This window comes from Pseudomonas sp. ABFPK, assembly GCF_001586765.1.
Taxonomy (GTDB): Bacteria; Pseudomonadota; Gammaproteobacteria; order Pseudomonadales; family Pseudomonadaceae; genus Aquipseudomonas; species Aquipseudomonas asiatica.
On record NZ_LQXW01000067.1, the window covers coordinates 130,700 to 151,336 of the forward strand.

At 63.6% G+C, this 20,637-nt stretch carries 20 protein-coding genes and 1 pseudogene; 8 read left to right on the forward strand and 13 right to left on the reverse strand.

Annotation, left to right across the window (positions count from 1 at the left end):
• Positions 1 to 94: 94 nt before the first annotated feature.
• The gene (locus WM94_RS26185) at positions 95 to 1,003 is read right to left on the reverse strand and encodes a LysR family transcriptional regulator (protein ID WP_015271755.1); all 909 of its coding nucleotides are present in this window, start codon (positions 1,001 to 1,003) and stop codon (positions 95 to 97) included.
• A gap of 271 nt (positions 1,004 to 1,274) precedes the next feature.
• Between WM94_RS26185 and WM94_RS26190 the strand changes: the two genes are divergently transcribed.
• Complete coding sequence (locus WM94_RS26190; protein ID WP_061552461.1) at positions 1,275 to 1,724, forward strand: universal stress protein; 450 nt, start codon at positions 1,275 to 1,277, stop codon at positions 1,722 to 1,724.
• A 105-nt stretch (positions 1,725 to 1,829) separates the two neighbouring features.
• Here WM94_RS26190 and WM94_RS26195 read toward each other — a convergent pair whose 3' ends face one another.
• From WM94_RS26195 to WM94_RS26210, 4 genes are read right to left on the reverse strand one after another with little or no spacing between them, the layout of a single operon-like run.
• On the reverse strand, positions 1,830 to 2,690 hold the full coding sequence (locus WM94_RS26195; RefSeq protein WP_061552462.1) for an HlyD family secretion protein: 861 nt from the start codon (positions 2,688 to 2,690) through the stop codon (positions 1,830 to 1,832).
• A 10-nt stretch (positions 2,691 to 2,700) separates the two neighbouring features.
• Positions 2,701 to 2,901: a DUF1656 domain-containing protein gene (locus WM94_RS26200; RefSeq protein WP_003257154.1), complete on the reverse strand. Its 201-nt coding sequence runs from the start codon at positions 2,899 to 2,901 to the stop codon at positions 2,701 to 2,703.
• A gap of 4 nt (positions 2,902 to 2,905) precedes the next feature.
• Positions 2,906 to 5,083: an FUSC family protein gene (locus tag WM94_RS26205; protein ID WP_061552463.1), complete on the reverse strand. Its 2,178-nt coding sequence runs from the start codon at positions 5,081 to 5,083 to the stop codon at positions 2,906 to 2,908.
• On the reverse strand, positions 5,080 to 6,609 hold the full coding sequence (locus WM94_RS26210; RefSeq protein ID WP_039613028.1) for an efflux transporter outer membrane subunit: 1,530 nt from the start codon (positions 6,607 to 6,609) through the stop codon (positions 5,080 to 5,082). The genes WM94_RS26205 and WM94_RS26210 overlap by 4 nt, the downstream gene beginning before the upstream one ends.
• Before the next feature lie 191 nt (positions 6,610 to 6,800).
• Here WM94_RS26210 and WM94_RS26215 point away from each other — a divergent pair, with 191 nt between their 5' ends.
• The 3 genes from WM94_RS26215 to WM94_RS26225 all read left to right on the forward strand — a co-directional run bounded on the left by WM94_RS26215 (position 6,801) and on the right by WM94_RS26225 (position 9,684).
• Entirely contained in the window at positions 6,801 to 7,748 is a 948-nt protein-coding gene (locus WM94_RS26215; RefSeq protein WP_013974172.1) for a LysR family transcriptional regulator, read from the forward strand.
• 215 nt (positions 7,749 to 7,963) lie between these two features.
• On the forward strand, positions 7,964 to 8,938 hold the full coding sequence (locus tag WM94_RS26220) for a D-glycerate dehydrogenase (protein WP_061552464.1): 975 nt from the start codon (positions 7,964 to 7,966) through the stop codon (positions 8,936 to 8,938).
• 200 nt (positions 8,939 to 9,138) lie between these two features.
• A complete protein-coding gene (locus tag WM94_RS26225; RefSeq protein WP_015271761.1) occupies positions 9,139 to 9,684 on the forward strand; it encodes a hypothetical protein in 546 nt (181 codons plus the stop codon).
• Positions 9,685 to 9,810: 126 nt separating this feature from the next.
• Here WM94_RS26225 and WM94_RS26230 read toward each other — a convergent pair whose 3' ends face one another.
• Complete coding sequence (locus WM94_RS26230) at positions 9,811 to 10,713, reverse strand: DMT family transporter (RefSeq protein WP_061552465.1); 903 nt, start codon at positions 10,711 to 10,713, stop codon at positions 9,811 to 9,813.
• 264 nt (positions 10,714 to 10,977) lie between these two features.
• Here WM94_RS26230 and WM94_RS26235 point away from each other — a divergent pair.
• Positions 10,978 to 11,852: pseudogene (locus WM94_RS26235) on the forward strand (helix-turn-helix domain-containing protein).
• A 90-nt stretch (positions 11,853 to 11,942) separates the two neighbouring features.
• On the opposite strand, the gene WM94_RS26240 reads toward WM94_RS26235, so the two are convergent.
• The 6 genes from WM94_RS26240 to WM94_RS26265 form a co-directional block, all read right to left on the reverse strand.
• The gene (locus tag WM94_RS26240) at positions 11,943 to 14,333 is read right to left on the reverse strand and encodes a TonB-dependent receptor (RefSeq protein WP_061552466.1); all 2,391 of its coding nucleotides are present in this window, start codon (positions 14,331 to 14,333) and stop codon (positions 11,943 to 11,945) included.
• 218 nt (positions 14,334 to 14,551) lie between these two features.
• Positions 14,552 to 15,535 (reverse strand): FecR domain-containing protein, encoded by a 984-nt coding sequence (locus WM94_RS26245; RefSeq protein WP_061552467.1) that lies wholly within the window; start codon positions 15,533 to 15,535, stop codon positions 14,552 to 14,554.
• A complete protein-coding gene (locus tag WM94_RS26250; protein WP_177342434.1) occupies positions 15,532 to 16,089 on the reverse strand; it encodes an RNA polymerase sigma factor in 558 nt (185 codons plus the stop codon). The genes WM94_RS26245 and WM94_RS26250 overlap by 4 nt, the downstream gene beginning before the upstream one ends.
• A 22-nt stretch (positions 16,090 to 16,111) precedes the next feature.
• A complete protein-coding gene (locus WM94_RS26255; RefSeq protein ID WP_015271767.1) occupies positions 16,112 to 16,438 on the reverse strand; it encodes a DUF3325 domain-containing protein in 327 nt (108 codons plus the stop codon).
• A complete protein-coding gene (locus WM94_RS26260; RefSeq protein WP_061552469.1) occupies positions 16,438 to 18,015 on the reverse strand; it encodes a PepSY domain-containing protein in 1,578 nt (525 codons plus the stop codon). The genes WM94_RS26255 and WM94_RS26260 overlap by 1 nt, the downstream gene beginning before the upstream one ends.
• A complete protein-coding gene (locus WM94_RS26265) occupies positions 18,012 to 18,317 on the reverse strand; it encodes a DUF3649 domain-containing protein (protein ID WP_061552470.1) in 306 nt (101 codons plus the stop codon). The genes WM94_RS26260 and WM94_RS26265 overlap by 4 nt, the downstream gene beginning before the upstream one ends.
• 232 nt (positions 18,318 to 18,549) lie before the next feature.
• On the opposite strand from WM94_RS26265, the gene WM94_RS26270 reads away from it, so the two are divergent.
• Together WM94_RS26270 and WM94_RS26275 are read left to right on the forward strand one after the other, a co-directional pair.
• On the forward strand, positions 18,550 to 18,897 hold the full coding sequence (locus WM94_RS26270) for an HPF/RaiA family ribosome-associated protein (protein WP_003260689.1): 348 nt from the start codon (positions 18,550 to 18,552) through the stop codon (positions 18,895 to 18,897).
• A gap of 121 nt (positions 18,898 to 19,018) precedes the next feature.
• Positions 19,019 to 19,309, forward strand: a complete 291-nt coding sequence (locus WM94_RS26275) for a DUF3509 domain-containing protein (RefSeq protein ID WP_024087728.1) — start codon at positions 19,019 to 19,021, stop codon at positions 19,307 to 19,309.
• Between the two features lie 3 nt (positions 19,310 to 19,312).
• On the opposite strand, the gene WM94_RS26280 is transcribed toward WM94_RS26275, so the two are convergent.
• A complete protein-coding gene (locus WM94_RS26280) occupies positions 19,313 to 19,783 on the reverse strand; it encodes a phosphate-starvation-inducible protein PsiE (RefSeq protein ID WP_013974183.1) in 471 nt (156 codons plus the stop codon).
• A gap of 500 nt (positions 19,784 to 20,283) precedes the next feature.
• On the opposite strand from WM94_RS26280, the gene WM94_RS26285 reads away from it, so the two are divergent.
• A complete protein-coding gene (locus WM94_RS26285; RefSeq protein ID WP_003260692.1) occupies positions 20,284 to 20,547 on the forward strand; it encodes a YebG family protein in 264 nt (87 codons plus the stop codon).
• Positions 20,548 to 20,637 lie beyond the last annotated feature (90 nt).

The window sequence follows — 20,637 nt, forward strand, 5'->3', positions numbered from 1 at the left end:
CCGCTCCCACAGGAACATCACAACCCTTGAGAGATGTGTTGTACCTGTGGGAGCGGGTTCACCCGCGAAAAGGCCGGCCCAGGCAGTACATCACTCAAGGGTCGACACTGCAGCAAGCCTTCAGGGTCTGCCGCAACCACCGATGCGCGGGGTCATTGTGAAACCGTGGGTGCCATGCCTGCAGCACGGTCACTCGCTCCAGCGGCACCGGGATCTCGAACGAGCGAAGCGGCAGCCCGAGCTTGTGCACGCTGTTGAGAATGTTGGCCGGCATCGGCAGGATCAGGTCGGAATCCGGCAGCGAGAAAAGCGCCGAGTGAAAACTCGGGGTAATCAGTGCCACCCGCCGCTGCACCTTGAAGTTGGCCAGCTCCACATCGATCGGCCCATTGGCCCGTCCACGGCGGGACACGCTGATCTGTGGATAACTGGCAAAACTGTGCGCCGTGATCGGCTGCTCGAAGATCGGGTGGTCGCGCCGCGCCAGGCCCACATAGTAGGTCTGGAACAGGCTCTGTACCTTGATCTCCGGCCCCAGGTCCACGGTCGAGCTGATGATCAGGTCGGTACGCCCGTCGCGCAGCACGCTGTCGTCATCGCCGCCGGGGCTTTCCGGCACGAAGCGCAGCACCGTGCGAGGTGCCTGTTCGTGCATGCGCCGCAGCAACTGGGCGCCGTACAGGGCGATGAACAGGTCGTTGGTGCGGATGTTGAAGGCCCGGTCAAGCTTGGGCAGGTCGACCTCGTCGCCACTGCGGAACACCTCGCCGGCCTGCTCCACCAACGCCGCTACCTGCTCGCGCAGGGCCAGCGCCCGCGGCGTCGGCACCAGGCCGCGACCGGCGCGCACCAGGATCGGGTCACCCAACGCATCGCGGATACGCCCCAGGGTCCGGCTCATCGCCGCCGGGCTGAGGTTCATGCGCTGCGCTGCGCCGACCACGCTGCCTTCGTCGAGCAGGGCATCGAGGGCGACGAGCAGGTTCATGTCCGGGAGTTGCATGGCCGTTTTCCGTTACAGCTGTGGGGAATGGCGATGGTAGCAGGTTGCTGGATTGCACCAGACGCAATGCGCTCGTGCGTGGTGGGGCATTTATCCTAAGGGTGGATTGAGCCAAGAATGAGGAATGGCAGGTTCGGCCTCTTCGCGGGTAAACCCGCTCCCATAGTGACTGCACAGGCTTTGAATACTGTGGCGCACCCGTGGGAGCGGGTTTACCCGCGAAGAGGCCAGAACAGACAACCCCTTAGCCAGCCTGAAACAAGGATTCCGCATGCCCAGCCCCGTCCTGATCGCCATCGACGCCTCCCCTGCATCCACTGCCCTGCTCACCCTCGCCCGCCGCTACTGCAGCCCCGGCGAGCACGAACTGCATGTGCTGCTGGCCATCGACTCGACCTTCGCCGTCCACGACCAACCCGCGCCTTACACCGCAGAAGAACTGGAAGAATACCCCGCCGCCTGCGAAGAGCAGCACCAGGCCGACCAGGCCGTGGCCGAGGCGGTGCGCGAGTTGCAGCAAGCCGGCTTCGCCAGCCGGGGCTGCATGGTGGCCGGGCAGCCGGTCGAGGCGATCGTGGCCAAGGCGCAGGAACTGGATTGTGAACTGATCATCATGGGCCACCGCCACCTGTCGCGGCTGGGGCGGATGCTGGACCCGTCGATCAGCGCGAAGGTGATTGATCGGGTGATGGTACCAGTGTTGGTGGGGGCAGCGAGCTAACTGCGCCGCTCCCACAGGATTTGCGCCAGCCCCAAGAGCAGCGCACCACTTGTGGGAGCGGGCAAGCCCGCGAAGAGGCCAGTAGCTGCACCACCTCACCCCGGCTCAGCCCTCACTCGGCTTCACCACCACCGTACAAGTCGTACCCGCCGCCAGCAAAAACCCGTCCGGCACTTCATCGATATGAATGCGCACCGGCACCCGCTGCGCCAGCCGCACCCAGTTGAAGGTCGGGTTCACATCGGCGATCAACTCGCGGCTCTGTGGGTTGTCGCGGTCGTAGATGCCGCGGGCGATGCTCTCCACGTGGCCCTTGATGCGCTCGCCGCTCATCATCTGCAGCTCGGCCTGGTCACCCACCTTCACATGCGGCAGCTTGGTCTCCTCGAAGAACCCGTATACCCAGAACGAATTCTCGTCGACCACCGCCATCACCGCTTCACCGGTACGCGCATAGTCACCCTTGTGGATATTCAGGTTGGTCACGTAGCCGTCCACCGTGGCCACGATATGGGTGCGCTTGAGGTCCAGTTCGGCGGCAGCCAGCTCGGCAAGGGCCTGCTGGTAGTCCGCCTGGGCGGAGTTGGCGATGTTGCTGGCGTCGTCGCGGTTTTCCTTGGAGATCACCAGGTTGTCCATGTCGGCACGGCGCTTGGCGTTGACCTTGCGCATCTCCCAGGTGGCCTTGCGCGATGCAACCTGCGCCTTGGCCTGGTCGACCGCCAGCTGGTAGTGCTCAGGGTCGATCTGGATCAGCAGGTCGCCCTTCTTCACCCGCTGGTTGTCCTTGACCGGCACGTCCACCACATAGCCAGGCACGTCGGCAGCGACGTTGATGATGTCGGCACGCACACGGCCGTCGCGGGTCCATGGCGTGGTCATGTAATGCAGCCACAACTGGCGACCGATCACCACGGCAGCGGCAAGCACCAACAGGGTGGCGATCAGGCTGAAGAACTTTTTCATCGAAGGATTCTCACCAGTAGAGCGACAGCGCCAGGGCGCCGAACAGGCAGACGAACAGGCTCAGGCGCAGCAGCGCCGGGTGCCAGAAGAAGCGGTAGCCATCATGGCTGGCGATGTACCGGTCCAGGCCCCAGGCCAGGCCCAGGGCGAACAGGAACATCAAGGTCATGGTGGGCATGTACACGCCATGGAAGGCGATTTCACGGGGCATGGTTTCACGGAGCATCGTGCAGTCCTTTCGCCGGTGCCAACGGCGACTGTGGGTCGAGCAGGGAAGATCGGATGAAGTGCAGGTAGCTTTGCGCGCGGCGCAGCACCGAAGTGTCGAAGTGGCGGGCGAAGGGCTCGTCGGTGGCCTGCACGCGGGCGATGGCGTGGTCCACTGCCACCAGCGCGCGTTCGTGGTTGCTGGCGCTGGGCTGCAGGAACAACCGGGCCAGGGCACGGCCCATCACGCGGATCGCCTGGCGCCAGGGCTGCGACTCGGCGTAGGCCGGGTGCACCGGCGCGCGGGCCTGCTCCTTGCGCAGCTCGATGATGGCATGGCCGATTTCCAGCACGGTGAACATCCAGCCCATCAACTGGCTCTGTACCTGCGGCTTGCCGGCTGCCAGGCCATAGGCCTGGTGCAGCAGGTCACGGGTGCGGCTTTCGAAGGCTGAACCCAGGCCGCGCAGGCGCCCGCTGATGGCGAACAGCACCTGCTCGCGCAGTTCCTGCTCCAGGCGGCTCCACAGCCAGCGGCTGTTGGGCGGCAGGATGATCGCCCCGGCAGCGGCACAGACGAACATGCCGATGACCATGCCGATGTAGTCGTTGATGAAGGTGTACGGGTCATACACGGTGAGGTTGTTCGGCACCGAGCCGATGGCGAAGAACACCAGCAGGCCGATGCCGTAGCCGGCATACGCCGGCCGAGACGAAAGGAACGCGCCCAGCACGAACACCGGCGCCAGGACCATGCAAAGCAGTGGGAAACCGTCGATCCAGGGGAACACGAAGAAGGTTTCGAAGAAGCCGACGAAGGCACCAATCGCCGTGCCGCAGGCCATCTGGAACGACATGCGCTTGGGGTTCGGCGAGGCCGCAGACAGGCCCACGGTGACGGTGGCGATCAGGGTCATCATGGCGCCGCTGGGCCAGTCGCTGAACAGCCAGTAGCTGCCCAGCAACAACAGCACCGCCGAGGCGCGCACACCGGCGGCCAACGATACCAGCCAGCTGGTCTGCGCCACGTAGGGCTCATCCCACTGCTCGCGTTCGTGCCGGTGCGCTGCCAGCGAGGCATGGGTTTCGGCATAACTGTACATCTCGTCGACGAAGCGGTAGAGCAGCTCGAAGGCAGTATGGAAGTCGAGCAGGTCGGACTCGCTCGGCTCGGTTGCCAGGTACTCGGCGCGCAAGCCGCGCACCTGTGCCTGCAAGCCTTCCTTGTAGGCGGCCAGCTCCAGGGTCAGGCGCAGCGCATCGGCGTCGGTCAGCGCCCGGCCCACGTAAGGCTGCAACAGCTCCACCAGGGTGTTCAGGCCTGGCTCGATGGCGCCGACGATCTGCAGCGGGCCGCGGGCGCGAAGGCGTTCCAGCAAACGGTGCAGGGCATTGAAGCGCGTGGTGATGGCCATGAACTCGCTGTTCATGCGCACCAGGCGACCAGAGCGCCGGCGCATGTGCGGGTCTTCGAAGGCGGTGACGTTGCGCAGGCTCTCGAGGCCCACTGCTTCAGCGACGAAGCGCACGTTGCTGCTCTCGAAGCGGTCCCGCTGGCTCTCACCGCGCAGGGCCTCGACCACCACCCCTGCGAAAACGCCAAAGCGCTGGTACAGGGCGTTGCGCATGGCGGCACTGGCCGACTGCGGCAGGATCGCGGCGCTGACGAAGGTCGACACCAGAATGCCCAGGGCAATTTCCAGCACCCGCCATACCGCCGCCATGAACGCCTGGTCAGGGTGCTCAAGCACCGGCAGGCCAATCATGGCCGCGGTGTAGCCAGCCAGCACGAAGCCATAGGCGCGGAAGGTGCGGTAGCGCATGGCACCGGCCGAGCACAGGCCTACCCACAGGGCCAGGCTGGGCAGGAACAGCTCGGTGTTCTGCGGGAATATGGCGATCAGCGCCACCATCATCGCCGAGCCGGCCAGGGTGCCGAGCACCCGGTAGAAGCTCTTGGCGAACACATGCCCGCTTTGCGGCTGCATGACGATGAACACGGTGATCATCGCCGTGCGCGGTTGTGGCAACTCCAGGCGCATGGCCAGCCACAGGGTGATGAACGCAGCGGCCAGCACCTTGAAGATGTACACCCAGGTCACCCCGTCGGTGCGCGCCCAGGCAAAGAAGCCCCGGCGCCATTCCAGGCTCTGCAGCCAGCGCACGGGCACACTGGAAGTGCTCATTCGGCGTTATCCGGCTTCTTGTCGAGAATGGCCAGGGTGGCCGGGGTTTTCGGTGCGGCCTGGCGCTCCTCTTTCGGCACATCCTGACCAGCCTGCAAGCCACCGCCCAGGGCGGTGACCAGCTCGGCATGGGCAATCAGGCGGGCAGCCTGCACCTGCTGTTGCACCTGCTGCTGGCGGAACAGCAAGGTCTGGGCGTTGAGCACGTTGAGGTAGTCCGTAAGGCCACGCTGGAAGGCGACCATGGCGATGTCGTAGGTTTTCTGCGCGGCCGCTACCGACTCGGCGGCGAAGTGCGACTGCTCTTTCATCGACTCACGGCGAATCAGCTGGTCGGAGATGTTCTTCAGCGCACCGACCACGGTCTGGTTGTAGCGCGCCACGGCCACGTCATAGCCCGCCGAGGCCACGCCCAGCTGCGAGCGCAGGCGGCCACCGTCGAAGATCGGCAGGCTGATGGCCGGGCCGACGTTGTAGTTGAACTTGCGCCCGGTGAGGAATTCCAGCGGGCCACCACCGGTTGCCATGAAGCCAAGGCTGCCGACCAGGTCGACGTTGGGGAAGAAGCCGGCGTGGGCGACATCGATGCCCCGCGCCTGGGCGGCCACCTGCCAACGGCTGGCGACCACGTCGGGGCGCTGGCCGACCAGTTCGGCCGGCAGGTTCGACGGCAGCTTCAGCGGCGCGGCCAGGGCCAGGCTCGGGCGCTGCAACTGCGCACCCTCCCCCGGGCCCTTGCCGGCCAGGGCGGCCAGCTGGTTGCGGGCCAGGGCAATTTCTTCGTCCAGGCTGTCGAGCTGGCGGTGGGTTTCCGGCAACGGTGCTTCGGCCTGGCTGACTTCGAAGTGAGTGCCGATGCCGGCATCCAGGCGGCGCTTGGCCAGGGCCAGGATCTGCTCCTGCTGTTCCAGCTCAGCCTTGACGATATCGCGCTGGGCGAAGTGCAGGCTCAGCTGGATGTAGGCGCGCACCACGTTGTTCTGCAGCTCCAGCTGCGCCTGGCGGGCTTCGGCCACGCTCATGTGCGCCTGGTCCACGGCCTGCTCGCTGGCGTTGCGTTCGCGGCCCCACAGGTCGAGTGCATAGCTGAAGCCAATGGCGGCGTTGTTGTCCCAGGTATTGGCGCCGGATAGCGCGCCCGGGCCATAGAACTGGTCTTCAGGCCAGTTGTGGCGCTTGAGCGTGGCCTGGCCGTTGGCCTGGAGCTTTTCCGCCGATTCGACCACGCCGGCCATGGCCTTGGCTTCGCGTACCCGCGCAGCAGCCATGGCCAAGCTCGGGCTGCCGGCCACGGCCAGGGCAACCCAGCGGTCCAGCTGTGGGTCGCCATAGGCGTGCCACCACTGCTGGTCGGGCCAGTGGGCGTCGGTCGCGGCTTCGCGTATGGCCGCGTCGGTGGTCAGGGTATTGGCTTGCAGCGTCTTGCTTTGCGGGGCAATGCCCCAGGTTCCGATACAGCCGCTCAAGGTGAGGGCAAGGGCACAGGCACTGAACGCATTGAGCGTTCTGATGATGCGACGCGGCACAGCTGCGATTTCCCGAGGAAGAGGTGAAGGGGCCGGGCAATTCTAGGGGGCTCCAGCACTGGCGATAAGCGTGGATTCCTGCGAATCTTTGTTACCAAAACAGCGATAATCCGCCTTTGGTCGAAGGCAACTTTTCATCTCTTTTACGTTACTTCGTGACACAATTTTGTCCTCTACATCGAGAGTGACCCATGGACACCCTGCAAAACATGCGTGCTTTCAGTTGCGTAGCCCAACTCGGCAGCTTTACCGCTGCCGCCGGGCAACTGGATACAACCACCGCGAACGTGTCGCGGGCGGTATCCAACCTGGAAGCCCATCTGCAAACAAGGCTGCTCAACCGTACAACCCGCCGCATTGCGCTGACCGAAGCCGGCAAGCGCTACCTGATGCGTTGCGAACAGATTCTTACCTATGTCGAAGAAGCCGAAGCCGAGGCCAGCGACGCCCATGCCCGCCCGGCCGGGCAGTTGAAGGTGCACTCGATGACCGGGGTCGGTCAGCACTTCGTGGTCGACGCCATCGCCCGCTACCGCGAATCGCACCCGGACGTGACCTTCGACCTGACCATGGCCAACCGCGTGCCCGACCTGCTCGACGAGGGCTATGACGTGTCCATCGTGCTGGCCACCGAACTGCCCGACTCGGGGTTCGTGTCCCAGCGCCTGGGCATTACCTACAGCATCGTCTGCGCCTCGCCCGCCTACATTGCCCGCCACGGCGTTGCGCACAAGCCTGCCGACCTACTCAAGCACGCCTGCCTGCGCATGGTCAGCCCGGTGATCCCGTTGGAGAAATGGCTGTTCGACGGGCCGGAAGGCCAGGAGATGGTCAACATCACCAGCTCGCCGTTCATGGTCAATACTGCCGATGCCATGAAGACCGCCATCCGCAGCGGCATGGGCGTGGGCGTGCTGCCAATCTATTCGGCCATCGACGGCCTGCGCGATGGCAGCCTGGTACGGGTGCTGCCCGAGTACCGGCTGCAGGAGCTGAACCTGTACGCCATCTACCCGTCGCGGCAGTACCTGGATGCCAAGATCAAGACCTGGGTGGAGTACCTGCGCAACTCGCTGCCGGAGATTCTGGCAGCCCATGAGGCAGACCTGAAAACCCATCAGGTGATGATTGCCAACTAAAAAGCTGCTGCATTGCGGGGGCGGACAATGGTAGGTTGCTAACCATTGTTTCCAGCGCCAGGCCCCTGGGAGGGCTCCGCCCTCCATTCGCAGCACAAGGCTGCTCCTACAGAAGGCCCAGCGCCTGTCCTTGTAGGAGCAGCCTTGTGCTGCGAATGACCGCATCGCGGTCAACTGCCCGGCATTTCCCTAGCCTTGCAGAGAAGAAGTTGCCGATGAAAAAGACCGTCCTGGCCTTCAGCCGTATCACCCCGGCCATGGCCGAACGCCTGCAGCAAGACTTCAACGTGATCGTGCCGACCCCCAAGCTCGGCGACATCAATGCCCAGTTCAATGAAGCCCTGCCCGAGGCCCATGGCCTGATCGGCGTTGGCCGCAAGCTCGGCCGGGCGCAACTCGAAGGGGCGGCCAGGCTGGAGGTGGTATCCAGCGTGTCGGTCGGTTACGACAACTACGACCTGGACTACTTCAACGAACGCGGCATCGCCCTGACCAACACCCCAGACGTGCTGACCGAAAGCACCGCCGACCTGGGCTTCTCGCTGATCATGGGCTGCGCCCGCCGCACCGCCGAGCTGGATGCCTGGACCAAGGCCGGCAACTGGCAAGCTACCGTAGGCCCGGCCCACTTCGGCAGCGATGTGCACGGCAAGACCCTGGGTATCGTCGGCATGGGCAACATCGGTGCCGCCATTGCCCGTCGCGGCCGGTTCGGTTTCAACATGCCGGTCATCTATTCCGGCAACAGCCGCAAGACCGCGCTGGAGCAAGAGCTGGGGGCGCAGTTCCGCAGCCTGGAGCAACTGCTGGCCGAAGCCGATTTCGTCTGCATCGTGGTGCCGTTGTCCGATGCCACCCGCAAGTTGATCGGTGCGCGTGAGTTGCAACTGATGAAGCCAAGCGCATTCCTGATCAACATCGCCCGCGGGCCGGTGGTGGACGAGGCGGCGCTGATCGAGGCACTGCAGAACGGCACCATTCGCGGTGCGGGTCTGGATGTGTACGAAAAAGAACCGCTGAGCGACTCGCCGCTGTTCAAACTGCCCAATGCCCTGACCTTGCCACACGTTGGCTCGGCTACTGCCGAAACCCGCGAGGCCATGGCCAACCGGGCAATCGACAACCTGCGTGCGGCGCTGCTGGGTGAACGGCCGCGGGACCTCGTGAACCCGCAGGTGTGGAGGAGTTGATCGCTTCCCCACATCTGTTGAAACGGGCCACCTAACTTTTACGGCGCGCTCTGTGTGTGTGTACGGAGCGCGCCACGAATAAGATTCAAAGCCATACGCGACAGGAACGTATCTGAAGCTGTTCCGCAACTGATAAAACTGCCAGTTCATCTTCTAGCGAACCGCAGCAACAATAACACCTCAAAAATTGGAGGTGTATGATGGAATCTAATCTTGGCACTATCAGACCAGACATTAGCTTTGTAAGCCCGCAATACGAAATCAGCCTCTTTTCATCCTTGAAGAACCCAGAATGGGTTCTAGAAGGAGAGAAGCTAGGGACACTGCTGGGAAAGGACGGAGGAGCTGCCACTTACACCGCCCCAGATAGTATTGCAAAGGGAGATAGCTCCGATATCATTTCGTTTTTCAAAAAGGACATTGTGACGGCTTTCGAAGATGGAAAATATTACAATGCGACCATACTAATATCCAACCTCCCTCGACCGGTCAGTTACAAGCTTGAGCTAAAGACCGACAACGACCAGAAACGGCTGGAATTTCTCGTAAACATCTTCGATAGCGGATGGACGAAAGTCCCAGAAGAACATACAGCTTGGTATACACTGGCCGGTAATGGCCGAATGAAGCAGAACGGCGATTACTATAGTTCCGGCGACCAGCCTACACCTACAGCCATTCTTGCATTCGACAAACGCCACGATAAAATTCCGGGGTTTGCAGTAATCATCCTTGACGCTGACTAGATATTCCCGCGGCAGAGCTGCTTATGGCTCGAGGCCCCGGAGTCAAGAACAATCTCTTTTGAGAACTTCCTGCACTAGGCACCTCTTGGCAAGCTCAAGAGGTGCCCGGTGCAAGCTATGTACGCTTCACTTCGCTAGCCCAGCGGCCTTAATGACTCGGCTCTTGGGCTTGCGAAACACCAGCACATTCCCCGCCATCACCGCCACAAATCCAAACAAGGCCGGTGCCGTCCACTGATACCCCTCGGCCACCGCCGACACGTTCAACGCCACCAACGGGAACAGCACCGTGCAGTACGCTGCCCGCTCCGGCCCCATGCGCCCGACCAGGGTCAGGTAGGCGGTAAAGGCGATCACCGAGCCCGGCACCACCAGGTACAGCAACGAGCCGATGTACCGCACGTTCCACTCCATGCTGAATGGCACACCGCTGACCATGCAGAACACCGCCAGCATCACCGCCCCGTAGACCATGCCCCAGGCATTGGTGGTCATGGGTTTGAGCCCGGCCTTCTGCTGCATGCTCGACAGCATGTTGCCGGCCGAGAAGCACAGCGTGCCGAGCAGGGCCAGGCCAAGGCCGTACAGGGTTTCGCGGCTGGCCGCGTGGTGGGACAGCTCGGGCCAGAACAGCAGCCCCAGGCCAAGGAGCCCCAAGGCGCCGCCGCCGAGGACGTTGCTGGCGATCTTCTGGCCGAAGAAGATCCGCGCGTTGAGTGCATTCCACAGGGTGGCGGTGGAGAACACCACGGCGATCAGGCCGCTGGCAATCCACTGGCTGGCGCTGAGGAAGCAGATGAAGTTTACGCAGAACAGGCACAGGCCCTGGGCCAGACAGATCTGGTGGCCACGCCGGTTCATTGGCTGCAGGCGGCGGGTGAGCAGCAGGAAGGCGAACAGGATCAGCCCGGCCAGGGCGAAGCGGTAGACGATCGAGACCGGAATGGCGACCACGCCCAGCTGGAGTTTAAGGGCGATCCAGGTGGTGCCCCAGATCAGGACGGTTAGCAGGTAGAGTGACAGGTTCATGGCGGCGGTTCCTTGGGCCTTTCAGGATCGGTGCCCGGCGCTTCGCGGCTAAAGCCGCTCCCACAAGGACCGCGCTGCTCTCGAGGCTGGCGCGGTCCCTGTGGGAGCGGGTTCACCCGCGAATCGAGGGCGCAGCCCTCGCCGAGGCATTTCAGTGTTCTCCTGTCGAACACCCACGCGCTTGCACAAACTTGCGCATTTGTCCCGCGGGTAGCTGTAAGCCTGGCCAAGGCGCAGTAGGATGGCTGGCAAGAGGAACCGCCCATGACGCCACTCACCCAGCTGCAAGTGTTCAACGCCATGCACGCTTCGCCCCACGCCCGGCTGGAGCTGAGCGCGCACCTGGGCGACGGGCTGGCGGCGGCGTTGTGGAGCAACCGCGACGATGCCCGCGATACCAGGCACCGAGCCATCACACCCTGTCGTGCTACATCGCCGACGGCACCGGCACCTTTCGCCGCCAGCGCCCCGGCGACAAAGGGGCGCCCGACAAGCTGTGCGTGATGCCAGCCGGGCAGGAATCGAACTGGGTGGTCAATGGCTCGATCCGCCTGGCGCACCTGTATGTCAGCGAGGCGCAATTCGCCCTGGGCTGCGTGCGCCTGCTCGACCGTGAACCGCGTGAGCTGCAACTGCAGGAAGCGACCTTTCTCGATGACCCGCAGCAGGCCAAGCGCTTTCGCCAACTGATAACCCTGGACTGGGATGAACCTGGCGAACGCTTGCTGGCCAGCAGCCTGGCGCACGAGATCGTCGACCATGCGCTGCTCAACCAGGTCGGGCTGCGCCAGGGCCTGCGGCTGAAAGGCGGGCTGGCACCGAGCCTGCGCCGGCAAATGGTCGACTACATCGAAGCGCACCTCGACCAGCCCATCACCCTGGGTGAACTGGCCTTGCGCTGCAACCTGTCCGAATACCACTTTGCGCGCATGTTCCGCGCCAGTTTCGGGCTGCCGCCGCACCAGTACCTGCTGGCCCGGCGGCTGCACCGGGCCTGCCAGCTGTTGCGGCTGGGGTTGATGCCTTTGGGGGAGATTGCCCTGTTGTGCGGGTTTGCCAGTGCCAGCCATTTCAGCAACCGGTTCCGCCAGGCGGTCGGTGCAACGCCAGGCGAATACCGTTCGGCCATTCGCGGCTAAAGCCGCTCCCACAGGGACCGCGCCACCCTCAAGGGCAGTGCAGTACCTGTGGGAGCGGCTTTAGCCGCGAAGAGGCCGGTACAGGCTGGCCTAGAACTCGAAGGTACTGGACAAGCTCACCTGCCGCGCATCGCCAATGGCCACAAAGTACTGGTTCACCGCCGAGCTGTAGTAAACCTTGTCGAACAGGTTCTTCACGTTCAGTTGCAACAGCACCTTGTGCTCGTCGAGCCTGGTCTCGTAGCTGGCAAAGGCATCGGCCAAGGTATAGGACGGCAGGTCGAAGGTGTTGGTCGGGTTGCCAGCGCGCTCGCCCACGTATCGGGCCCCCGCGCCAATGCGCAGGCGATCGCCGCCGAACAGGCTGCCATAGTCATACACCGCCGACAGCGAACCACTGTGGCGGGCCACGTTCTGCAGGCGGTTGCCCTTGAGGTCCGGGTCCTTGGTCACTTGCGCATCGGTGAAGGCGTAGCTGCCGATCAGGCTCCAGCGCTCGCTCAACTGACCGGTCAGGTCCAGCTCGACACCCCGTGAGCTGACCTCTCCAGCATTGCTGTACACCGTTTCGCGCGTACTGGCATCAAAATTGGAAACCAGCACGTTGCGCTTGGTGATGTCGAACAACGCCAGGGTTCCGGTAAGGCGGCCTGGCATGTCGAGCTTGGCGCCCAGCTCCCACGATTTGCCCTCCTCCGGCGCCACCGACGAGTCAAGCACCACATTGCCGACCAGCGGCGCGATGGTGGAGTTGGGCTTGAACGACTCGCTATAGCTGCCATAAAACGACAGCTGCTCGTCCACCTTGTAGACGATACCTGCATGCGGCACCCACGCCTGGCCATTGATGTCTGTGTTGGCCTTGAACGGGCGGCCGCGGCCGGCGTATTGGTCGAACTGCTGGAAGCGTGCACCGGCCACCAGGATCCAGTGATCATCCAGGTGCAGCGCGTCCTGCACGAACAACGCGTCGGTGCGTAGCTTGTCGGTCTGGTCGCTGTCACTGGCTTTGACGGTGGTGCCCTCCACTTCCTGCCCGTAGATCGGGTTCATGTAGCTGAAGGTAGATTGGGCGCTCTGCCGGATCAGGTCCCCACGAAAGACCTTGCGGTCTTCATGATCGACACCGAACAGCAGGTCGTTCTGCATCCCGGCCAGTTGCACATTGCCGGCCAGGCTCAGGGTGGCGAACTGGTCACGGCTCATGGCGTTGTGGGTGCCGTCGATGCTGCGCGACAGCGTGCCGCTATTTTCATTCACGCCGGTCACCCGCACCTGGCTGGCATCATAGGTTTCGCGGTTGAAGCTGTAGCCGAAGTGCAGCTTCCAGTCATCGGCCAGCTGGTGGTCGACTTCCAGACGGTACAGGTCGGAGCGCCCTTCCATGTCGTTGAAGGGCTCGTCCAGGCGCCGCGTGGCTGGGATGTCCAGCGGGTGGCCGTTGTTGCCGAACGCCGTGCCACGGTCGAAGGGGTAGAGAAACTCGCGATGCTCGTAGGCCAGCACCACCTGGGTATCCTCGCCCAGCCAGGCCAGCGATGGCGCTACCAGCGACTCACGGTGCACGCCGTAGTTGCGCCAGTAGTCCTCATCTTCGTGGTCGACGATCAGCCGATAGGCGAAGTTGCTGTCGCCCAGTGCGCCGGTACTGTCGAACCCGCCACCGCTGCCGTTCTTGCCGCTGCCGTAGGTAGAACCGCGCACGGTCAGGGCGTTGTACTGCTCGAGTTGCGGGCGCTTGCTGACCACGTTGATGACCCCGCCCGGGTCCTGGATGCCGTACAGCAGCGAGGCCGGGCCCTTGAGCACTTCGACCCGCTCGGTGCTGGCGTTGAGGCTGCGGCCCTGCACGATGGGCATGCCATCGCGCATGATCGAGCCGTCGCGGTTGTCGCCGAAGCCGCGCTTCATCACGGTATCGGAGGTGCCACCGAAATTGTTGCCCTGGGTGATGCCGCTGACATTGGCCAGAGCGTCATCAAGGTTGCGTGGGGCCTGGTCACGGATGACCTGGGCCGGTACCACATTGATGGCCTGGGGGATGTCCTGGCTCGGGCCCTGCCCGCGCATGATCGAGGCGGTAGCGGGGGGCTGATAGCTGTAGTCGTCCAGTTGCGAGGTCACGGTGATGGCCTGCAGGTTGAGGGCGCCGGAAGTGTCCACCGCTTCGAGGGTGAGCGTGCGCGAATCGACGCGGCGCCAGGCCAGCCCGGTAGTGCCCAGCAACTGTTGCAGGGCCTGTTCGGCGCTGAACCTGCCGTTCAATGCCGACGCCTGCACACCTGGCAGTTCCAGGGTGTAGACCACGCTCTGGCCGGTGGTGCGGCTGAAGGCGCTGAGTGCCTGGGCAAGGGGTTGCGCCGGCTGCGCGAAGGTATACGCCTGCTGCTGCTCGGCGGCACAGGCCAGGGGGGCGACAGCGAATGCCGGGAGCGCGGAAAGGCCGAGCCAGAGAGGGACGCAACGCGGGGTGAACTTCATGGACGCTGACCTGTGAGAGGGATATGACTGCGAATGAATCGCACTTCCACTCATTACACGGATGCCACGTCCTGTTACCTCACCCGCTATCTGAAAATTTTTTTGCCTGTGCGGGCCTCTTCGCGGGTGAACCCGCTCCCACAGGTACTGCACAGGATTTGAAACTTGCGCCCTTCCTGTGGGAGCGGGTTCACCCGCGAAGAGGTCCGCACAGGCGACTACCGGATCAGGGTCAACCGCCCCAGCACTGTCTGCCGCGAAAAGCCCATCACCTTGCCCAGCGAATCCAGCGCCAGCAACGGCTCGGCCACGGGGAAACTGCCACTGACCTTGCGCTGCCCCAACTCATAATCGAGCAACAGGATGCGCCCCGGGTAATAGCGCCCCAGGTCTTCGACCACCTGCGCCAGCGGCACCTGGTAGTAATTCAGCCAGCCCTGGCGCCAGGCCAGGCGGTTGTCGCTGTCCACCGCCAGGGTGTCGCCGACTTGGCCGGCAGCGTAGGCCGCCTGCTGGTTGGCCGTCAGTTCACGCGCTGCTGCGCCCGGCGCCGGGCTCACCGCCACCCGCCCGCTGCTCACAGTGACCTGGGCTCCCTCGTCCTGCTCGCGCACTTCGAACTGGGTGCCAAGCACGCGCACCTCGCCACCGGCAGCTTCCACTACGAACGGCGTGCCGGTATGCGTGACCTGGAAAAACGCCGCGCCATGCAACAACCGCACGCGGCGCTCGCCCTGCACAAAATCGACTGCAATCGCGCTCCCCGCATCCAGCGTCACCTGCGACTGGTCGGCCAAGGTCACCTGGCGAACTTGACCAGCACTGCTGTAGTCGGCCTGCAGGTCCTGCAGCCACAGGGCCGGGTGCCAACCACCGGCAACGCCCACGGCCAGTACCAGGCACGCAGCCACCGCCAGCGCCGCGGCCCGCTGCCGCCAGGGGTGCCTGACCGGTGGCCTGGCCATCGCATCCAGGTAACGTTGCAGGCTTGCCTGTTCTTCAGCGGCCAGGCGCGCCGCCGGGGCGGCGCTGTTCTGCCACAGCGCCTGGGCCTGGGCGTAAGCCTCACGGTGCCCAGGTTCGGCCAGCAGCCAGCGCTTGAACGCCGCGCCCTCGGCTTGCGCAGGCTGCTCGTTGATGCGGCTGAGCCATTGAAGTGCAGCCCGGGACTGCGCCTCGGTGATCGGCGGTAAACGGCTCATCGACGGGCACTCCCTGGCCGGCGTGGGGTGGACGCGGGCTCGGCAACACTCGCCTTGCACGCTTCGAGGGCGCGCATCATATGCTTTTCCACAGCACTCTGGGACAGTTGCATGGCCTTGGCGATTTCGCCGTACTTGCAGCCGTGGATACGGTTGAGCAGGAAGATCTGCCGGGTGCGCTCGGGCAAGGCGCGCAAGGCAGCGTCGATGCGCTGCAAGTCGTGATCGACCTCCACGGCCTGTTCCGGGGCCTGGGCCATGGCCGCTTCAACCTGCGGCAGCACAGCTTCGGCTGCGCGCTCGCGGCTGCCTTCGCTGCGCAGGTGGTCGATGGCGAGGTTCCCGGCGCAACGCAGCAGGTAGGTATCCAGTGCCTCGACCTTGACCTCAGGGCGACGCCAGAAGCGCAGGAACAACTCCTGGACCAGGTCCGATGCCGTCGCCCGGCAGCCGACCCGGCGGCTCACCAGGGCCTCCATGCGTGCCCGCTGGGCCTGGAACACCTGGACGAAACGCGCACGCCCGCCGCCGCTTTCGGCATCCGCCTCGATCATGTCGCCCGGCTCGCTCACCTGGTCACTCGGCGAACACGGCCAGCAACGGCCCCAGCACCACGCTGGCGGCGGCCAGGCCCAGCAACAGGCGGGGCTGGTATGGCAGGCCGAACACCCACAGGGTCACCCCGGCCATCATCACTGCGGTCCATTCCACCAAGCCATGGGCCCAGCCCCGCAGGTGCACGCTGAGCACCAGCGACAGCACCAGCAACAGCCAACCGGCACTGCGCAACAGGCGCAACTGCCCGGGGCGCGGCTTGCGCCCGAGCAGGTCGACGAAGTGCTTCTCCATGGCCAGGCACAGGGCAACGAAGCCGGCGTAAGCGATCAGTGCATTACCCAGCATCAGCTCGCCTCCGCCGTCTCAGTGCTTGGCTCCCTTGCCGCACGAGGGGCCCGCATGGCCACAGCCTTCGGGCTGTGTAACATCTTGCCGGCCAACCAGGCCAGGAACAGGCCGGTGCCCAGCGCTGTCAGGTCGAAACCAGCCATGGCCCAGTCACCCGCAGGTAGCGAATGGTTCAGGCCCTGGCCGGTGGTCAGGCCGTTGAGCAGCGGCAGCAAGGCGAAGGCCAGCGCGCCCAGTGCCAGTTGCTCGCCCCATGCCCGCCGCCCGCTACGCAGCACAGCGTGCACCAGTGACAGGCCCCAGGCGGTGAAGAAGGCGTTGACCTCCCAGTCGGCCCGGTCTGCGACACCCATCGGGATCAGGCGGTTGGCCCAGAAGAAGCCCGCCACGGCCAGCAACAGGCCGCTCATGCTGGCGATATTGAGCACCTCGACCAGGCGCAGTTCGCCCGGCAGGCGTTCGCTCCTGGCATGCTTGAGCTGGCGCTTGCCCAGCCACATCACCAGGCCGGTGCCAATCACCGCAGTACCGGCCACGCCAAAGAAGAAGTACAGCCAGCGCAGCCAGGGCCCGGCGAAATTGCCCATGTGCAGGCCGGCAAAGCTGAAGGCGGTCATCATTGCCCCACTCTCCGGTTTGCCCTGGCCCAGCAGGGCACCGCTGACGCCATCGAAGGTCCAGTTGGCGCTGCGCCGATAGGCTACATGGTCGGCCGCAGATTGGGTGAAGGTAACGCGGGCATTGCTGTCGCCGGCATTTTCCACCTGGATACGGCCGATACGCGCGCCCGGTTGCAGGGCCTGCACCTTGGCGTACAGGCTCGGCAACGGTACCAGCGGCGCGGCCACATGGGCCGCCTTGGGCGCATTGTTACGGCCGAACAGTTCGTTGAAGTACTTGCCGGTGTCATTGCCGTAGCTGGCCATGATGCCCGCCGGCATCACCATGTACATGAACAACACCAGGCTGCTGTAGCTGATCATCAGGTGGAAGGGCAGCACCAGCACGCCAATGGCGTTGTGCCCGTCCAGCCAGGAGCGCTGGCCCTTGCCGGGGCGGAAGGTGAAAAACTCCTTGAAGATCTTCTTGTGGGTGATGATGCCGGTGACCAGCCCCAACAGCATGATGAAGGCGCACAACGTCGATAGCCATCGGCCGAAAGGGTGTGGCATCTGCAACTGGAAGTGGAAACGGTAGAAGAACTCGCCTCCGCGACTGTCGCGTGCCGCCACCGGCTGCCCGGTCTGGGTATCAAGGGTCTTGGTGACGAAACCGCGTGGCCCGCCATTCGGGTCGCGATAACCCACGTTCAAGGCGGCCTCGCGTGCGTTGGGCATACGAATCAGCCAGGTGCCCGAATGCCCTGCATTGTCCTGCAGATAACGCTGGGCCACCTCCAGGCTATGGCTCGGGTCCAGCGCATGGCTTCGTACTTCTGGTTGCGTCCAGTGGGTGATTTCTTCCTTGAAATACGACAGCGTGCCGGTGAGGAAGATGGCGAACAACAGCCAGCCGAAGATCAGGCCGGTCCAGGTGTGCAGCCAGGCCATGGCCTGGCGGAAGCCTTCTTTCATGGGTTTTTCATCCAGTATGCCAACCCGCTGATCACCCCCAGCAGCACGCTTGGCGCCAGTACGCCCAGCCAGGCGCGCAAAGCGCTGCGGCAGGCAAAGCACCAGATGAACGCCAGCAGGTAGAAAACGAATGACAGCAGCAGGCCGGTGAGCGTGGCATCGACCCGTGGCAGCGGCGCTACCAGGGAAATGCAGACGCTGGCCACGGACGCCAGCAGGTAGCCACCCAGCAGCGCGGCAAGGCTGCGTGACGTCACGGCCAGGCGATAGCTGAGCGAGAGACCGGCGGTTTTGCGCGTCATGGCGATGGTCCGGGCGTTTTCGGGGCTGCAATAATAATGATTTCAATTCTCATAAGCAAAGGCCATGCGATGAGCCGCCTGCTGCCTTGAATGCAACAAGAAATTTATTTTCAAAAAGGGCTTGAATTCGTTTCGCCGTTGCCTGACCTTAGAGTCAAGAGACGCAGAAATACCAAGGGTCTCAGAGGCCTAGGCGCGTCTCCATGCGAGCAAGCTGAATAAGGATTGAATCATGCAAATCCAGGTCAACAGCAGCAACCATTTCGAAGGCAACGCCCGGCTCGACCAGTGGGTCCGCAGCACACTGCAGAACTCGCTGGAACGTTACGAAGACGACCTCACCCGCATCGAGGTCCACCTGCGCGACGAGAACGGCGCCAAGCCCGGACCGCATGACAAACGCTGCCAGATGGAGGCTCGCCCCAAAGGCCATCAACCGATTTCCGTGACCCACACCGCCACTTCGCTGGACCAGGCGGTCGATGGTGCCGCCACCAAGCTCAACCACGCGCTGGAACACTTCTACGGCAAACTGCGCAGCAAGCGCGGCGCCCTGGAACTGAGTGACCCAGACGCCTGATCGGTAACGCAAGACGCCCGGCCTGATGCCGGGCGTTTTCGTTTGTATCGATCGATGGCGCTGAACCAACAGGTAATTTCCCCGGTCAACTTCTGCATTCATTCAGCGCAGAAGCATGACCATGAACAACCCATTCGAACGAATCAGTGCTGCATTCGCCCCCGAATACCGGGTCAACCTGAGCATTGCAAACCTCGACGGCAGCATCATGCTGACCCTGTCCGACGACGCTGGCGTGGTCGCCAAGCGCCTCATCACCCAGGCCCAGCGCAATGACCCGGTGCGCCTGCAGCGGGTGATCGACAGCATCCGCCTGGGCCTGGCCATCGAGCACAACCAGAACCCCCTTCAGGTGCTGGCCGCGCTGACCCGTGACGCCCGCCACGAGCCGCGCCATTTCATCGCCAACTGAGGGCTACTTGCCCTCCTCCACTTCCTTGCCGCTGGCATCCAGTACCTTGGTCGAGGGGTAGCGGTACGAGGCGTAGCGCACCACCAGGATCGCGAACGCCAGCAACAGGATGCCGCCGCACAGGTACAACAGCCCTACGTCCGGCGCCTTGTGGTGCGAGACGTCGCCGATCAGCAGGCGGGTCAGCGCGGTGATGGCCACGTACAGCAGGAAGCGGATCGGCATGTGGTTGGTCTTGAAGTAGATGCCGACCATCGCCCCCAGCTCCAGGTAGATGAACAGCAGCAGGATGTCATCGACACTGACCCCGCCCTTGCCGAGCATGTCGAGGAACGTCATCACCGCCGCATAGGCCGTGATCGCGCCAATGCCGAACAGCGCCAGGTAATGGAATGCCTCGACGCACAGGTTTCCCAGCGAGTCGGCCGAGCCGTGCAGACCCTTTCGCAGCTTTTCTGCCCATTTGATGTTCACGATGTTCCATTCCCCGATACGTCTTGAAGGATGATGCGTCACCGGTGTGACGCTTGTGCCATGCAGTTAAAGGGCCAGGCCCCTGCCTTGGAAGGCGACCGATTGCCGCAAGGCACCTTGAGGCGTGGCAAGTTGCATGAGCTGGAGACGTTGCGGGCTTTGCTTGAGTCGGCACTGGTTCAGGTGCAGATGCCCGCTGGGCCTCGGACTTTGCACTGAGATTTGAGTGTTGCGTTGTCTGGGCTGGCCTCTTCGCGGGTAAACCCGCTCTCACAGGATCTCCACAGGCCTTGAGGTAGATGCCGTACCTGTGGGAGCGGGTTCACCCGCGAAAGGGCCCGGATGGCCAAGGCGCTGATGGATGATGCTGAGTTGGGCATGAAGCAGTAAGCCCTCTGCACCACGCTACAATTTCTGCTTGCGAAGCAATCAGCATTGCCATTACTGTATATAGATACAGTAAATCGAAACACAACCAGCAAAAGGCATAGAGGTGATGAATGGCCGTCGAAGTGGTGTACCGCAGCAGCCGCGACCCGGAGCGCTTGTTCATGGATAAGGCCGAAGCAGACCGTCACGACAAGATGCTCGAACTGGCCGAGCGCCTGGCCGAAGTACTGCACAAGGCAGTGCCCTCGCTGAGCGAGAAACAGGTCGAGGAAGCCGGTATCTACATGGCCAAGAACCGCGATGTATTCGCCCGGGCGTTCAAGAGCCAGCCGGATGCGCTGGCCGAGTTGCTCGAAGCGCCAGCGGCCGAGTAATTGCCTGCACTGGCCTCATCGCCAGCAAGCTCCACGGGGGGTACATGGCTTGCTCCATTGCTCAGGTCACCTCATTACCCTGTAGGAGCA

What these genes read in the sequence shown, in the direction of transcription:
- WM94_RS26185 (WP_015271755.1), bottom strand. Translation starts at nt 1,003, where the DNA reads ATGCAACTCCCGGACATGAACCTGCTCGTCGCCCTCGATGCCCTGCTC.
- WM94_RS26190 (WP_061552461.1), top strand. Translation starts at nt 1,275, where the DNA reads ATGCCCAGCCCCGTCCTGATCGCCATCGACGCCTCCCCTGCATCCACT.
- WM94_RS26195 (WP_061552462.1), bottom strand. Translation starts at nt 2,690, where the DNA reads ATGAAAAAGTTCTTCAGCCTGATCGCCACCCTGTTGGTGCTTGCCGCT.
- WM94_RS26200 (WP_003257154.1), bottom strand. Translation starts at nt 2,901, where the DNA reads ATGCCCCGTGAAATCGCCTTCCATGGCGTGTACATGCCCACCATGACC.
- WM94_RS26205 (WP_061552463.1), bottom strand. Translation starts at nt 5,083, where the DNA reads ATGAGCACTTCCAGTGTGCCCGTGCGCTGGCTGCAGAGCCTGGAATGG.
- WM94_RS26215 (WP_013974172.1), top strand. Translation starts at nt 6,801, where the DNA reads ATGGACACCCTGCAAAACATGCGTGCTTTCAGTTGCGTAGCCCAACTC.
- WM94_RS26220 (WP_061552464.1), top strand. Translation starts at nt 7,964, where the DNA reads ATGAAAAAGACCGTCCTGGCCTTCAGCCGTATCACCCCGGCCATGGCC.
- WM94_RS26225 (WP_015271761.1), top strand. Translation starts at nt 9,139, where the DNA reads ATGGAATCTAATCTTGGCACTATCAGACCAGACATTAGCTTTGTAAGC.
- WM94_RS26230 (WP_061552465.1), bottom strand. Translation starts at nt 10,713, where the DNA reads ATGAACCTGTCACTCTACCTGCTAACCGTCCTGATCTGGGGCACCACC.
- WM94_RS26240 (WP_061552466.1), bottom strand. Translation starts at nt 14,333, where the DNA reads ATGAAGTTCACCCCGCGTTGCGTCCCTCTCTGGCTCGGCCTTTCCGCG.
- WM94_RS26245 (WP_061552467.1), bottom strand. Translation starts at nt 15,535, where the DNA reads ATGAGCCGTTTACCGCCGATCACCGAGGCGCAGTCCCGGGCTGCACTT.
- WM94_RS26250 (WP_177342434.1), bottom strand. Translation starts at nt 16,089, where the DNA reads ATGATCGAGGCGGATGCCGAAAGCGGCGGCGGGCGTGCGCGTTTCGTC.
- WM94_RS26255 (WP_015271767.1), bottom strand. Translation starts at nt 16,438, where the DNA reads ATGCTGGGTAATGCACTGATCGCTTACGCCGGCTTCGTTGCCCTGTGC.
- WM94_RS26260 (WP_061552469.1), bottom strand. Translation starts at nt 18,015, where the DNA reads ATGAAAGAAGGCTTCCGCCAGGCCATGGCCTGGCTGCACACCTGGACC.
- WM94_RS26265 (WP_061552470.1), bottom strand. Translation starts at nt 18,317, where the DNA reads ATGACGCGCAAAACCGCCGGTCTCTCGCTCAGCTATCGCCTGGCCGTG.
- WM94_RS26270 (WP_003260689.1), top strand. Translation starts at nt 18,550, where the DNA reads ATGCAAATCCAGGTCAACAGCAGCAACCATTTCGAAGGCAACGCCCGG.
- WM94_RS26275 (WP_024087728.1), top strand. Translation starts at nt 19,019, where the DNA reads ATGAACAACCCATTCGAACGAATCAGTGCTGCATTCGCCCCCGAATAC.
- WM94_RS26285 (WP_003260692.1), top strand. Translation starts at nt 20,284, where the DNA reads ATGGCCGTCGAAGTGGTGTACCGCAGCAGCCGCGACCCGGAGCGCTTG.